The organism is Asaia sp. BMEF1 (genome assembly GCF_051628905.1).
Classification (GTDB): domain Bacteria; phylum Pseudomonadota; class Alphaproteobacteria; order Acetobacterales; family Acetobacteraceae; genus Asaia.
Genome location: NZ_CP157575.1, coordinates 3,187,286 through 3,201,358, shown reverse-complemented (window position 1 = coordinate 3,201,358; position 14,073 = coordinate 3,187,286). Strand labels below are relative to the sequence as shown.

Here is a 14,073-nt window from a genome sequence, read left to right as displayed (position 1 = left end):
GACAAAAAGTGCCGCTCAGGAAAAAAGAGAAAGCGCCTCTTTGACCCGCTGCTCGTTAAGCGGCTTTGGCAGAAACATCGCCCGCGCCGGTATGGTGGCAAGCTGCGGAATCCCGCGACCACTGGTGACGATAATCTCGATGGGCGGCCAGCGATCGCGTACGAGCGCTGCCAGACGCAGCCCATCCATCGACCCTGGCATATCGACATCGGCCAGAACGATACGAATATCCGGTCGGCTTTCGAGAATGACCAGTGCCTGATCGGCATCGGACGCCTCGGCAACGGCGTAGCCGGCCTCTTCAAGAAAATCCATGAGGCTCATGCGCTGCAACGGCTCGTCTTCAACAACCAACACAGTGGGTGCCTGTCGATGTCCGTAGTCAAGTGAATGGGCCATTACGTCCTCATGATCTTTTCTGCGTCGGCCCTGAAGCTGGCCAACAGACCTTCCTGCTCATAGCGCAGGGATACGCCTCCCGTTCCAATCAACCCGAAGGATATTAGACGCGACCCGAAGCCGCCTTTCGTCGGCTCTGCGACAGGCGGCCCCCTCTCCTCCTGCCAGAACAGCACGAGATCGTTCCCGATCTGTGTCGGCTCGACCTGCCAGGTGATGATGATCCTGCCCTCGGGCACTGAGAGCGCCCCGTGTTTGCAGGCATTTGTCGTCATTTCATGAATGAGCAACGCGGTGGACATGGCCGCCCGTGACCCAAGGCGCATTATCGGCCCTGCGATCTGACACCGCTCGAATACTGAAGCATCCTTGAGAATATTCGCGACAAGATCACCAAGAAGTGCGGCGCGCTGCTCATCGCAGTGAAGCAGATCATGCGCGCGGCCCAGCGATTGCAGCCGCTCGTAAAACCGACTTGCTTCTTCCTTGGAGAGCGCATCGCGCAGCGTCATACGCGCAACGGCCTGAACCATGGCCAGCGTGTTGCGCAGACGGTGAGCAATTTCGCCATTGATCATGTTCTGAAGCTCATCGGCTCGCCTGCGTGCAATGGCGAGCTCAAGACGGTCGGCCGCATTATGCAGCCAGTGAATTTCTTCGCTGGTCCACTCGTGAGGGGCGCAGAAATGCACCAGCATGAGCGCGACGTTTCTACCGTCCTCACGCACAGGCACGTTGATGACACCGCGCGCCTTGAGCGCAATCCAGCCCGTACTGTCATCGCGCGTGCGTGTGTCGGTCAGAATATCGGTAATGACGAGCGCCTCACCAGCGAGCAGTGTCTCGCGCAGGCGCCCGTAATCGTCGAAACGGTAAAGCCCCTTGATGGGGGGCATACCGGGCAGCGCCCAGCCTTCGGCAACAGTGATCGTCTCGATATCATGATCGAGTTCACCATAAGTCGCCCGGTCTGCACTCAGCGCCTGGCCTATCACGGTCATGGCCTGGCTGATCATGACCGCGATATCGCGCTCGTCACGAAGCACATCCCCCAAAGCGATCAGACCGGTCTGCCTGTTTCGTGAGGCAATCTGGCTGGTAACATCCCGGAACGTTGCCGAAAAAAAGCCCTGCCCGACCGGATAGAACGTGCCTTCGTACCAGCGTCCTGTCGCCTTGACGCGCTGAACGAAAGGAACAGGTTGATCGCTTTCCAAAGCTTTTGCCGCCAGATCGATCCAGTCAGCCTCGGTGAAAGGAAAGAGCGCTGCGTAGGTCGCGCCGATGACAGAATCGGCCGGGATACCGACATGGCGTTCCCAGGCCGGATTGACCTCGTGATATACCCAGTCGCAGAGGCGACCTTTTTCGTCACGCACGGCCTGAGCGAGAAAATATCCCTCATCCATCGTCTGAAAGAGGCTGTGCCAGCGTCTCTGGGTCACATCGAGTGCCGCGCTGCGCCTGCGCAGTTCCAGGAGATCGACAACGAGACAGGAAAGTTTGGCCAGCGCCTCACGCTGCGCAGAGGACAGACCACCCGGACGGGGGAGATCGTCAATGACAGCCAGGGCCCCAATGGTCCCGAAGGGCGTACGCAGCGGTACGCCTGCATAGAAACGGATCTCCGGCCCCTCGACAACGAGGGGGTTGTGCGATGTTCGTGGATCGGAGGTCAGATCCTCGATCTCGATCAGGCAATCCTGATCTACAACGAAACGACAGATCGAACTCTCAAGCGCCGTCTGGCACAGTGATATCCCTATGCGCGCCTTGAACCATTGGCGATCCTTGCCGATCAGGCTCACGATCGCGGTCTGCGTCTGACAGATCTGCGCCGCCAGGGAGACAAGGTCGTCGTAGCCACGCTCAGGCGGCGTATCGAAAATCTCATAGGCTTCGATACCGATCGAGCGAGCCTTTTTATCGACCATGCCTAATTCCAAGCGACATTTCGGTTCCAACGCATGACCGGGCGTCCGGACTATGTTCTGTCCTCGCTCCTACGACGATTTCATTCATTCCAGAAGCGCAAATAAAAGCCGCTTGATTAAAAAAAGCCCCGCCACGTGGAAATACTCGTCAGAGCGGCTCTGCGCTCTCAGGCGCCGGGGTTTGTGTCGTCGGCATTGGCGGCGTGCTTGCTGTTCATCGCCACATGATTGACGAGAAGATAGAGGCTCATCCAACGAGAGTCCGACGTCGGCCTCGGCCAGAAGCGGGCAAGAATGGCACAGAGCGCGATCACGAATGTACTGATCAACGTAAGATCGCTGGCCAATTCGGCCGGGATATAAGGAAGCAGAGACGCGTAAAAAGATTGCCAGTCTAGAGGCATCGAGAGGGTTCCTTTATTTTCGAATGGAAAATAAGTGCGACAAAATCAGACTGTGAACAGCACTCCAGTCACAGGGCGCCCGCCATACACGCTCAGCTCGAGATTTCTGCGGTTTTGCAATCCAGGCAGCACAACGAGCCTCCCCCGGATGGTTGCCTTGTTCCAGCGTAGAAGCTGCCGCCCGGCCGAAGCGTAGAAGCGCTGGTTCAACAGGGTTAAAAGCGTGGAGCCGCGCATAGCACGCGTGCCAACATTGAATTGCCACGAGAGCAAAGCGCCCTCCTGCCACGATGTGAGCGGCACATTGACCAGGCTGCGCAGCTCGTCTCTCAATTCCTTAAGGGTGATGCGAAGCAGTTCAACCGCCCCGCTCTCTGTGATCGGCTTCGTCCGTCCCGTCACGGGCGACCCGTCGCTGAGATAGCGATTGCCGCAGCCGATCGTCCAATAACCTGCCGCGCAAAGATAGGGGGCCAGACGCAGCCCCTCAATGTCGTCACGACGCAGAAGCGCCATAGCGATTTCCAGTGAATCGGTCATGCCAATCCTTCAATCGATCTGGGAAATCAGAGCGGTCCGGTACAGGAATCCCAGCACAACACAGCGCATCGCGCAGGATGGCATTCTGGGCTCTCAACTCCTCGATCAACGCCAGATTTTCGTCTTCGCGCTGTTCCAGCTTGTCGACACGAGCATTCAGGCGTGAAAGCGATTCCTTTTGCGCCTCAATCGTGGCCCTTGCGCCAGAAGCGCCAAACCCGACCAGCCAGCGGACTGTAAACAACGCCCCACCGAGCGCAGCCACCCACCAAGGTTGGGGTTGCATGTTTTCGGGCATGATTGCTCTCTCGTGCAGGAAATTCATACTCTTCAGATGTCAACAAATCGGCTTGCCCGGATATCGCGAGATACGGCAACGCTCAGCCGATGACGGAAGCGCCGTTAGCCTCGACGATGAGAGGCTGAAGCGAAGACCGCGCTTCACTTCAATTCGCCCAGCCGGGTGGGAATACCAGCGTTATTGACCCAGCCATCGGCTGCCTGGACCGGATCTGTAGGCAGTTGCCGCAGCCACGCATCCATCGCTCGATCGGAAAGAGCGTTCGTGACGGGCATGTCGGGAGCGACAGGCAGGGGTACGGGAAAAAGCGCCGTCCGCGGTGACACCGCAATATTCGCCTCGACTTGTTGGCTGTTGCCGTGGCTCGTAAGGACACACACCGTCACGCTCCGCAGACCCGAGCTTTTCCAGCGTAGCCAGGCCGTCGCGATGGTGCCGAAAAGGCTCGACCACGCCTGATCGGCAGCGTCACCGGCATCGAACTGGAAGGAGACGATATATTCGCCCGGTGCGAGCAACCCGTCGAAATCGACACTGTAATCGCCGCCGCCGTTAAGGGTGGAAGGGGGCCAGACCAGTGGGCATCCTGCCGTCGGACAAGCGCCGCCACGCGCCCCACTGCTGGGACGTAGAATATTGGCACTGGGTCGCCATGTCATCAAAAGATCTCCTAAAAAGCCCGGACGTGCGGGCACAGGACTTCATCCCGAATACCGCGCGCAGCACCGGGAACCAGACAAGATTGACCATTTACAATAATATTGAATTATATGATCGGAATAACGAGCATATTCCACATTATATCTTATCCAATACTATGGTATATGAAATTATATCAATATTATTTAAATTGGTATTTTTATTAGGTATAGTTTTAAAGGTGTGTGTATAACACCATAAATGGACAAAAAATATACATAGTTTCATATTTAGTTATCATGAATTCGTAATATTTATAAACTGATAATAGAAATTACTTTGAATATTATTCGACAATAGACGCCCTATCCGTCGCAGCACCCGCGCATTGCGTGCCAGTTTGCCACGCCTTGGGCACTCATGCCACCGTCTGCGATGAAGAGAATCGTTTAGCCTGTCGGCAGATACACGCTGCTTGGACCACCCCCATTTCGTGTATGGGCGCTGCGAGCCGTCCAACAAATCTGCTTGCTCAGACGCGTCGACTTCATGACACGCCATTCTTCCGCCCTCATCCCGGGGAAGTACTCAATCAGGGATAGAGCGCTTCTGCATGGATAGCCGCGCGCCAAAGCCATGAACCGCTGCCCGCAGCCCGTACGCTCAATCTGAGGCATCCCGTAGGTATGTCGAGTGACGGTGAAACCGACCAGCGCCCAGGGTTGCCGAAGGAGGGGTAAGTCGTTCCATCACCGGATTGGGAAAGCTCTGTCGTCCCGCCATGCTTGAACATCGTAATGTTATTGAAACGCTGCATGACCGCATCGGCACCGTTGGATGAACGACCAGCGACGACCAGATGCAGCAATGTGACGGCTTCTCCAGGGGGGGGGGAAACAATTATGCTCGCTAAGCGCGCTGCTCCCATCTGTAGTCAAGCTGATCAACTCGTCAGAGGCGCTTTTTCCTGCAGGATCTGCCCGGTACGAGACCCCGTTCAGGGGGCCGGATGTGGCTCCCCGCAACGGGAAGATAAGACGCCAGCGCTGCGGCAAGGCCAGTTTTAGTGGCGGCAACGGCCTCAAGCGCGGTAACAGCGCTCGAGTTGGCCCCTTCCTCCGCTTTGGCTCTGACTGTCTCAGAGGCGACTGACGCATCCACAGCAGCAGGCGTGGCGTAACGGGCATCTGCGGCCGCTACAGTAAGATAAGTGCCTAACCAGGAAAAGACATCGTCCTGCGTCACTGTGCCTGCCTGCAACGCAGCGATCGCGTCCGCATTGCCCTGTTCCGCCTTTCTGGCACGATCGGTCTCACTATTGAGCAAGGCACTGACACTTTCTGGCGTTGCGTAAAGCGACCCGGCATCGGCAACTTTAAGGTAAGCCCCGAGTACTCCACCGAGTTGCCCGGGCGAGACAGTTTGCGCCAAGAGCGCCACGATATCTGCGGCGTTGCGTTCGCTGTCGCGGTGAAGGGTGCGAAAGGTGATAACGCCGCTTCCATCGGCATTGCGTGCAGAACCGAGAGGCGTGTCGAGCGGCAGACCATTTGTAGGTACGAATTGCGGAGCAGCAGCAACGTCTGGCAGTGGCAAAATGACACAGGTCAAAACAGTCATTATCGCGCCCCACAGACGCAGGGTATCGATTTTCATCATGGTTCTCCGAAACAGGTCGGCATGGCCGACTGTCTGATTTTTTGGGACGGAGGGGGTTTTCCTCGCCGTCAGCTCTCACACAACTCACCGGAACAGGAAGCGTGAAGCTGTCGGAGCCCCTTCCGATCGCATCGAGTATTTCCGGATTCGCCCCCGCAACGAGGGCCACAAGCAGCAGCCTGAAGCGGCACGTCAGAAAAAGCGCCTGATAAAGAGAGCCTTTGTCGTCAGACGCTCGACGATAGCGATGCCCCGCGCCGATCCTTTGCTGCGTCTCCCCACTCTGGTTTGCTGTTCTCAATTTCCTTGAAACAAGCCACTTCTCAAGCGAGAGAAAGGCATGTGATGCCGAGAGTCGTCTGATCGCGACAAGAGGCAGGACCGCGAGGCACGTTTGCAACGCCTGGGTTCACGCGTTTGCCTCGCGGAGGGTCAGCATCGCGCTTGGGAAATCGAGAAAAGACCAGCAGAAGACCACGCCTTGCCTCGCGGTTGTAACAGGCTCTGCCACCCGTTCAGGCAAGTTCCTGCACTGCGGACCGCTTCAAGGACTTTGCTGCGCGCCTGATTGATCCTGTCGAGAGTCACACCAGGCAAAGATCAATTCAGTCGAGGGTGGCGGAAACAGCTAAGCCAAAGCACCGGCCTTCGCGACAGTGAGCCCGCGTTTATAGACATGCATCAGCTATGTGCCGAATCAAGGATGAAATTTGACATAGGAGAAACCGCCAGCCGAGCCCACTACACCAACAGAGCGCCGGACACAGCCCATCTCAAGATTACGTATCTTTCCAGAATACGTAACCACCATTACTATAAAAACGCTGAAAAATCATCAAATAAATGATTCCTGCGCCCGAATCTTGCCTGCAATCCCTGTTTTTATATTCTTCATGAATGGGGTTTGACGGAAGATCTGAGCCGAATATGCGGCCAGGTCCTCCTCTGGACGGGCTATGCCCCTCGTATGAAGCTGCTCGCCTGCCTCTCCTTAAGGCTTCCGAACCGGAGGCGACCCGTATCGCGCGCGCCAGAACAGCCTAAGAGACAAATCGGAAAAAGAGCTTGCGCCTCTGCCGCGAGGATAAAGAAATCTCTGTTCGGCCGCACGCCATTTTCGGGGTGGACTCAAACGGGACAGAGAGCGGCTCAGACCCGTGGCCCATCGTAACAGGGAATAGATGCGCTCAAGATACAGGGTGCAGCGCTTTTGACGAAACGGATGGCGCGCCCTGCTGGATTCGAACCAGCGACCCACAGCTTAGAAGGCTGTTGCTCTATCCAACTGAGCTAAGGGCGCTTACCGCTTTAACCCTGGTGGTGGTCGGGGCGCCCGGAATCGAACCGGGGGCCTCTTGTACCCAAAACAAGCGCGCTACCAGGCTGCGCCACGCCCCGAACGCGCGGACCCTACCGCAACTTGCGGCAGGGTGAAAGATGCGGTTTTGAAAAAAGTGAAGAATTATCCGAGGTTACGCGCCAGAGGCGGCACGAAGAGCGGTGCGGTGTCCCAGGGAAACAGCACCCAGGTATCCTGAGCCACTTCCATCACATACTGGTCTGTATGCGGCTTGCCGTTGGGCTTGGCGTAAAGGCAGGCAAAATGCGCCTTGGGCAGCACGTCGCGCACGACCTTCGCCGTCTCACCGGAATCGACCAGATCGTCGATCACGAGAAAACCCTCGCCATCGCCCGCAGCAACAGGAGCCTTCACCACGCGTGGCTGCTTCTGGTCTTCGGCGCTCTCGCCAGAATAGCTGATAACCGAAATGGATTCGACGAGGCGGCAATCGAGCTCACGAGCAATGATCGCAGCCGGGATAAGACCGCCACGCGTTACGGCAACGATCCCTTTGAACGCGCCACGCGCCATAAGGGCCGAGGCAAGGGTACGCGCATCGCGATGCAGCTGGTCCCAGGTGACGGTTGCGTAATTGGTAGCCATCAGAACAGTTTTCCTCCATCTGGCACCCGGCGATCCGGGCAGATCAGAACCATGTCGCCGGAGCGATCAGGCATGCCGAGCGCCAGAACTTGATTCACAGAAGCATTATGCAGCTGCGGATTAACCACAGCACAAACTTGCCTGCCAACCAGCTGAGACGCTTCATAGCGTTTCGTCAGGGCCATTGTGGCGCGGCGGACACCCAGAAGCGCCCCGAAATCGATCCAGAGCATCATTTTATCGCCCTCTCCCTGCGCTGAGGCGACTGTCCCGACACGAATATCGGGCTGCACAGGATCGGAAGGCATGGCGGATGCCCGCGAGTCGGCGGGCAGATCACGTTCTGGGTTCATCGGCGGAACCTGCCTGCACGGCTCGCGAAATGCAATCGACTCGAAAAGCCTGCGCGCTGGCTCTGACTCACGCCCTCTGCTTATAGTAAGGGCGCCATGCCAGACCCCATCTCGCCTTCAGAGCCCCCCCCCGCGCCAAACGATGCCCTGAGCGCCATCGTCGGCCTACGCCCCTTTCTTGCCGGGCGCACCCTGTCCGCTCTTTCTGCCCAGGTTCTTGCGGTCGCGGTAGCCTGGCAGACCTATGCACTGACCCATAGCGTGGCAGCCCTTGGCCTGATCGGGCTCGCGCAATTTCTGCCCATGCTCGCCTTGGTCTTCATCTCCGGTCATGTCGCCGATCGCTATAATCGCAAGCGCATCGTGCAGATCTGTCAGGTGATCGAAATCATCGGCGCCTTCGGGATGGCGCTCCTGACCTTTACCGGCCAGCTCGCTCCTTGGGCACTTTACGTCCTCGTCGCCTGCTTCGGCGCCCTGCGCTCTTTCGAGGGCCCCTGCCAGCAAACGTTTCTGCCTTCTCTCGCCACCCCGACCCAGTTCCCAAAGGCTGCGGCTCTCTCAGCTTCGCTGTTTCAAACAGCTTCGATCATCGGCCCCTCGCTCGGTGGGCTGCTTTACGGCCTTGGCGCCGATTTCTGCTACCTGACCTGCGCTATCGGATTCTCGGTGGCCCTGATTTCGACCTCTCTCCTCAAGCTCCGTCCCTATGCGGGAAGCCGCTCGCCGATGAGCCTCGAATCGCTCTTCGGCGGAATCGCCTTTCTGCGTCGACGTCGCGATCTTCTGGGAGCAATCTCTCTCGATTTGTTTGCCGTTTTGCTTGGGGGCGCCACCGCCATGCTGCCGGTCTATGCCGATGATATCCTTCATCTCGGCCCTATCGGCCTGGGTATCCTGAGAGCCTCTCCCGCGATCGGCGCCCTGCTCGGCTCGCTGTTCCTTGCACGCTATCCGCTCAAGAGCCATGCCGGTCCGATCATGTTCGCCTCGGTCGGTATTTTCGGCATCGCCACGATCGTATTTGGCGTATCGCACTCACTCACCCTGTCAGTACTGTCTCTCGCCGTTCTGGGCGCGGCTGACGTCGTGAGCGTGGTCGTACGTGGCGCTCTGACGCAATTGGCAACACCCGATGGCATGCGTGGCCGTGTTTCAGCCGTGAACATGCTGTTTATCGGGTCGAGTAATCAGTTGGGAGAATTCGAGAGCGGCATGCTGGCCACCGCCATTGGAACCGAAGCTGCCGTCGTGGCAGGCGGCATCGGTACACTGATCGTCGCAGGGCTCTGGATCAGGATGTTCCCACGCCTGTGGGCACTGGATCGCCTCGATACGATCAGACCTGATGAGACATGATTTTCAGGGGAAAAATGCCTGGCTCCCGAAGTAGGACTCGAACCTACGACCCAGCGATTAACAGTCGCTTGCTCTACCAACTGAGCTATTCGGGACCGGCGAGGCACTATCTAGCGAAAGCTTTTCCTGGGGTAAACCCCCCTCTGTCATTTTTTTTGCATATGGAGTTTTTCTTCTGATGGCAGCGCCTTCCCGTCGTCTTCTTCTCATGGGTGCAGGGGGCGTTATCCTGGCTACAGCCTTGCAAACGCGAAACTTCTTCCATCGTCACAAGCCAATTCAGACCGATGGCAAGAAGCGCCATATCCGCCTCGCTTGGCCGGAGCCCGATTACGACCCCCTGCTCTGGCTGTGCCAGCAGGGCATTTTCGGTCGCTATAATCTGACGGTCGATCTTGTCGAAACACCGGGCGGCAATAGCGCCATCGACGCCGTCGTGACCAATCGTGCCGATGCGGCTTTGAGCCCTTTGCTCGACTGGCTGCCTGCGCTCTATCAGGATGAGGAAAACGAATTGCCCGCGCGCCTCGCCTGCGGCGTACGAGGCGGTAGCTATCGTCTGCTCGTCAGACGCGATCTCAATCTGCACAAGGTGGGCAATCTTGCAGGCAAGAAAATCGGCGTTCTGAGCCTCGAAGGCGCTGATCGCCGCTTCATCAGCATCCAGCTTCGACGCCGCGGTCTGCATCCGACCGATTCGGTACAATGGGTCGCGATTCCTGCCGATGACATGGCCGACGCGCTTCGCGGAGGAGACCTCGATGCGGTAGCCGTGCATGACCCGATCGGGTGGCGCATTCTTCAGCAGACGAAAGGCGTGAGCTGGAACATGCTTGACAGCATGACCGGCGCCGAACGAGAGCGGATCGATCTCACTCTGGGTCTAGCCACCAAGGCTCTGACGCAGGATCCCGGCCTTGCCGCAGCACTGACGGCCGCCTTGCAGGACGCACAAAACGAATTCCCCGCCCATCGCGACGAGCTGGCACGTTTATGGAAGAAGGACAGCGATGCACCGGAGGAGGCCCAAGGCATGCTCGATCGTGAAATCGCGAGTCATGCCGTCACAGGGCATCCCTTCAGGGTGCAGGTCGAGCAATATGTCGATGAACTCAAACTGATTGGGCTCATGCCCGATGCCGACAAGACAACCGACATTGCTCATCGCATCTGCCTTGCGGTCTGAGAAGGCTTACCATTCGCGCTAATCGGGAGAGCGGCCTCTGACGGCTCTCCCCTGCACGGAGTCAGCGGCGCTCGATCGATTCGCGCGCGGCTGTCGCGATCTGGTCGGCGCGTTCGTTATTCACATTGCCACTATGGCCGCGCACCCAGAGCCACTCGACCTTGTGTCGCTTTTCCGCCGCCAGAATACGCTGCCACAGATCGAGGTTTTTGACGGGGTCACCCGCAGCATTGCGCCAGTTGCGACGCACCCAGCCCGTATGCCAACGCGTGATCCCATTGCGCAGATATTCGCTATCCGTATGCAGCGTGACCTTGCAGGGACGCTTGAGCGCCTCCAGTGCTTCGGCCGCCGCTGTCAGCTCCATTCTGTTGTTCGTGGTATCCTGCTCACCGCCGGATAGTTCGCGCTCATGCCCCATGGAGCAAAGTAACGCTCCCCAGCCACCCGGACCCGGATTGGGCTTGCACCCGCCATCGGTCCAGATTTCGACGAACGGAGCATCGTCGGGCAAAGGCGCCCTCAAGTCATCAGACATGCAGAAGCCCCTTCGCATCGTCACGCCACGCCATCAGGCGGCGATAGTAGGCCAGCGGGTCTTTGCGGGTCACGATCGCGTCTTTCGGTGTGTTCACCCAGTCATAAAGCCGGGTCAGCAGAAAGCGTATCGCAGCTCCCTGCACCATCACCGGCAGCGCTGCCTTTTCCTCGGGCTTGAGCGGGCGCACCGACTGATAGCCCCCCATCATACCGGCCATCAATGCAGGCGATGCCGTAACATCATCAGGGAAGCACCAGGCATTGAGGCAGATTGCCAGATCATAGGCCAGCAGATCGGTACAGGCGAAATAAAAATCGATCAGCCCCGAAACATTACCCTCCTGAAAAAAGACATTGTCGGGAAAGAGATCCGCATGAATCTGCCCCGTCGGGAGCGTGCTTTCCTCGGGCCAGCCACGCAGCACCGCGTCAATGGCCCCCTCCAGCTCCTGCGTCAGACCAGGGCGAAGCGAATCCCCCGCGCCAAGGCAGGAGTCCAACAGGGGCTTCCAGGCGCTCGGCCCAAGAGAATTCGCCCGCTTTGCCCTGAAATCTTCCCCCAGAAGGTGAAAGCGCGCCAGTGACTGGCCCAGACTGAAACAGGCGGAAGGGGTGATCGTCGCGATCGGTCGGCCTGGCAGAAAGGTCGTAATGGCGGCTGGCCTGTCCATGAGGCTGCGCAGCGCCACACCATCGCGAGCGATGACCGGCGTAGGGCATTTCAACCCGCGACGGGAGAGATGCTGCATAAGCCCTAGAAACCAAGGCAGCTCATCGGCACGCACGCGCTTTTCGTAGAGCGTGAGAATGGCGCGACCGGCTTCCGTTTCGAGCAGGTAGTTGGTGTTCTCGACACCCTCGGCAATACCGTCGATCTGCACGAGCGGTCCGAGATCGTAATCCGCCAGAAAAGCCTCGAGCCTCTCCGGCGGTATGGTTGTATAGACCGCCATAATCTCAGGCAGCGAACAGAAGGGTCATGATGGTTTCGTCAGCCCTCAGACAGGCTCGCCGAGCGGGCTCGGCAGACGGAAAGCCACGTTTTCCTTCTTCACGATACGCTCTTCGATCTGAAGCTTGTAGCGTGTCGACAGGGCATCGACCATTTCCTGCACCAGAGATTCTGGCGCCGATGCGCCCGCCGTGATGCCGACCGTGCTCACCCCTTCGAGCACGCTCCAGTCCAGCGACGCGAGCTTGGGCACCAGCAGGGCGCGCTTGGCGCCGGAACGCTCGGCCACTTCGCGCAGACGCTGCGAATTCGACGAGTTGGGCGAACCGATCACGATCACCAGATCGCTCTCGGGCGCGATCGCCTTGACCGCTTCCTGACGATTGGTCGTAGCGTAGCAGATGTCTTCCTTCTTCGGCCCCTCGATCAGAGGGAAGCGCTCACGAAGGATCGCTACGATCTCGGAGGTATCGTCGACCGAGAGAGTTGTCTGTGTGATGAAAGCGAGGCGCGACGGGTCGGCAGGCTGCACCGTGCGTGCTTCCTCGGCATCATTGATGAGCGTCACGGCACCGTTGGGGAGCTGCCCCATCGTGCCGACCACTTCGGGATGGCCTGCATGACCGATCATCAGGATATGGCGAGCATCGGGGCCACCACCGGCGAAATGACGCTCGGCTTCGCGATGGACCTTCGATACGAGCGGACAGGTAGCATCCAGATAAAGCAAGTTGCGGCGCTGCGCTTCGGCAGGCACCGATTTCGGCACGCCATGAGCCGAAAACACAACGTGACCATCGGCAGGCACTTCGTCGAGTTCCTCGACAAAAATCGCGCCCTGCTCTTCGAGATTTTCGACGACGGTACGGTTATGCACGATCTCATGACGGACATAGACGGGCGCGCCATAGCGGCGCAAAGCTTCTTCCACCACGCGGATGGCCCGATCGACGCCAGCGCAAAAGCCACGCGGCCCGGCTAGGAGGACACGAAGCGTTTGCGCTTCAGATCCCTGCTCCGAAGACGCTTGCGGGCGTGAAGTGGTCAAGGTGTCGGGCATGGTGTTCCCCAATCTCACGGCAGGCGGTATATGCGAACAAGCCCCAAGGCAGCACGCATGACGAATGATGCAACGCTTCGCGATATGGGCTCGCATATGGGAGCTACGCAACCCGTTGCGAGTATGCAAGCCCGTCATCGCACGATCATTCGGCGTCGTGTCGCCTTCTTACCATACCGGACTCGGTTTCCGCACCGGTGAATAGACGAAGAGCCTTGTCCATGACCAGATCCACCCGCCACTTCCTGCCGCTTCTCGCCCTGATCGGTTCTTCGGTCGCCCTGACTGCCTGCAACCAGGACGACCAGAGTGCTTTTGCGCCTACCTGCCCCCCGGTCGAGATCCTCGGTCAGGCCGCTGATTTCTATCAATATGATGGGCACGGTCTCGATGCCGGTAGCCTCGTAACCCATGCCGGCATGAGCGGCCTGACCGGCAATTGCGAAGCCGGTCCCAAGAAAAGCGTTCGCTCTCGCCTGAGTCTTGCCGTCGTCGTGGAGCGCGGTCCGGCCTCTGACGGCAAGGATATCGTGCTGCCCTATTTCGTGGCGGTGCTGCGTGACGGCAAAATTCTCGAGAAGAAGGAATTCGATATTCCCGTCTCTTTCGCGGGCAATCAGTCGACCGTAACGCTGCGCACGCCAGTACGAATCATCGATGTGCCTGCTTCGCCCGATCTGCAGCAGACCAATTACGCGCTCAAGGTGGGGTTTCAGCTCAGCCATGAACAGCTCGATTACAACCAGACCCATTTGCGCCCGGCAAAATTCACGGCACAGACCAACTAATTCACTATATTGCA

The 14,073-nt window shown here is 58.4% G+C and carries 16 protein-coding genes and 3 tRNA genes; 3 read left to right on the top strand and 16 right to left on the bottom strand.

The annotated features are described in order from the left end of the window. Positions 1-15: 15 nt before the first annotated feature. The 12 genes from ABHV46_RS14310 to ABHV46_RS14255 form a co-directional block, all read right to left on the bottom strand. Positions 16-399, bottom strand: coding sequence for a response regulator (locus ABHV46_RS14310; RefSeq protein ID WP_336945658.1), 384 nt, complete (start codon positions 397-399; stop codon positions 16-18). Next, positions 399-2,333, bottom strand: a complete 1,935-nt coding sequence (locus tag ABHV46_RS14305; RefSeq protein ID WP_438382025.1) for a GAF domain-containing protein — start codon at positions 2,331-2,333, stop codon at positions 399-401. The genes ABHV46_RS14310 and ABHV46_RS14305 overlap by 1 nt, the downstream gene beginning before the upstream one ends. A 167-nt stretch (positions 2,334-2,500) precedes the next feature. Beyond that, entirely contained in the window at positions 2,501-2,737 is a 237-nt protein-coding gene (locus ABHV46_RS14300) for a hypothetical protein (protein ID WP_438382024.1), read from the bottom strand. A gap of 45 nt (positions 2,738-2,782) precedes the next feature. Beyond that, complete coding sequence (locus ABHV46_RS14295; RefSeq protein ID WP_438382023.1) at positions 2,783-3,277, bottom strand: lysozyme; 495 nt, start codon at positions 3,275-3,277, stop codon at positions 2,783-2,785. Further along, on the bottom strand, positions 3,234-3,575 hold the full coding sequence (locus tag ABHV46_RS14290; RefSeq protein ID WP_438382022.1) for a hypothetical protein: 342 nt from the start codon (positions 3,573-3,575) through the stop codon (positions 3,234-3,236). Before ABHV46_RS14290 ends, ABHV46_RS14295 begins: the two co-directional genes overlap by 44 nt. A gap of 143 nt (positions 3,576-3,718) precedes the next feature. Beyond that, positions 3,719-4,237, bottom strand: coding sequence for a hypothetical protein (locus tag ABHV46_RS14285; RefSeq protein WP_438382021.1), 519 nt, complete (start codon positions 4,235-4,237; stop codon positions 3,719-3,721). Positions 4,238-4,809: 572 nt separating this feature from the next. Further along, complete coding sequence (locus ABHV46_RS14280) at positions 4,810-5,085, bottom strand: hypothetical protein (protein WP_438382020.1); 276 nt, start codon at positions 5,083-5,085, stop codon at positions 4,810-4,812. Positions 5,086-5,168: 83 nt separating this feature from the next. Further along, entirely contained in the window at positions 5,169-5,876 is a 708-nt protein-coding gene (locus ABHV46_RS14275) for a hypothetical protein (RefSeq protein WP_438382019.1), read from the bottom strand. A 1,223-nt stretch (positions 5,877-7,099) separates the two neighbouring features. Continuing rightward, positions 7,100-7,176, bottom strand: a tRNA-Arg gene (locus ABHV46_RS14270). Between the two features lie 21 nt (positions 7,177-7,197). Further along, positions 7,198-7,274: transfer RNA gene (locus ABHV46_RS14265), tRNA-Pro, on the bottom strand. Between the two features lie 64 nt (positions 7,275-7,338). Then, positions 7,339-7,821 carry a xanthine phosphoribosyltransferase gene (gene gpt / locus ABHV46_RS14260; RefSeq protein ID WP_025841979.1) on the bottom strand — a complete coding sequence of 161 codons (483 nt, stop codon included), beginning with the start codon at positions 7,819-7,821 and terminating at the stop codon, positions 7,339-7,341. Next, positions 7,821-8,174 (bottom strand): tRNA-binding protein, encoded by a 354-nt coding sequence (locus ABHV46_RS14255; protein WP_438382018.1) that lies wholly within the window; start codon positions 8,172-8,174, stop codon positions 7,821-7,823. Before ABHV46_RS14255 ends, gpt begins: the two co-directional genes overlap by 1 nt. A gap of 96 nt (positions 8,175-8,270) precedes the next feature. On the opposite strand from ABHV46_RS14255, the gene ABHV46_RS14250 reads away from it, so the two are divergent. Further along, positions 8,271-9,533: an MFS transporter gene (locus ABHV46_RS14250; protein ID WP_438382017.1), complete on the top strand. Its 1,263-nt coding sequence runs from the start codon at positions 8,271-8,273 to the stop codon at positions 9,531-9,533. A gap of 19 nt (positions 9,534-9,552) precedes the next feature. Here ABHV46_RS14250 and ABHV46_RS14245 read toward each other — a convergent pair. Further along, positions 9,553-9,628, bottom strand: a tRNA-Asn gene (locus tag ABHV46_RS14245). Between the two features lie 83 nt (positions 9,629-9,711). On the opposite strand from ABHV46_RS14245, the gene ABHV46_RS14240 reads away from it, so the two are divergent. Further along, on the top strand, positions 9,712-10,719 hold the full coding sequence (locus ABHV46_RS14240; RefSeq protein ID WP_438382016.1) for an ABC transporter substrate-binding protein: 1,008 nt from the start codon (positions 9,712-9,714) through the stop codon (positions 10,717-10,719). A gap of 61 nt (positions 10,720-10,780) precedes the next feature. On the opposite strand, the gene rnhA is transcribed toward ABHV46_RS14240, so the two are convergent. From rnhA to ispH, 3 genes are read right to left on the bottom strand one after another with little or no spacing between them, the layout of a single operon-like run. Next, a complete protein-coding gene (gene rnhA, locus ABHV46_RS14235) occupies positions 10,781-11,257 on the bottom strand; it encodes a ribonuclease HI (RefSeq protein WP_438382015.1) in 477 nt (158 codons plus the stop codon). Further along, positions 11,250-12,212, bottom strand: a complete 963-nt coding sequence (gene thrB / locus ABHV46_RS14230; protein ID WP_438382014.1) for a homoserine kinase — start codon at positions 12,210-12,212, stop codon at positions 11,250-11,252. The genes rnhA and thrB overlap by 8 nt, the downstream gene beginning before the upstream one ends. Positions 12,213-12,257: 45 nt before the next feature. Further along, entirely contained in the window at positions 12,258-13,271 is a 1,014-nt protein-coding gene (gene ispH, locus ABHV46_RS14225; RefSeq protein ID WP_438382013.1) for a 4-hydroxy-3-methylbut-2-enyl diphosphate reductase, read from the bottom strand. 221 nt (positions 13,272-13,492) lie between these two features. On the opposite strand from ispH, the gene ABHV46_RS14220 reads away from it, so the two are divergent. Beyond that, positions 13,493-14,059: a hypothetical protein gene (locus tag ABHV46_RS14220; RefSeq protein ID WP_336945671.1), complete on the top strand. Its 567-nt coding sequence runs from the start codon at positions 13,493-13,495 to the stop codon at positions 14,057-14,059. Positions 14,060-14,073: the final 14 nt, after the last annotated feature.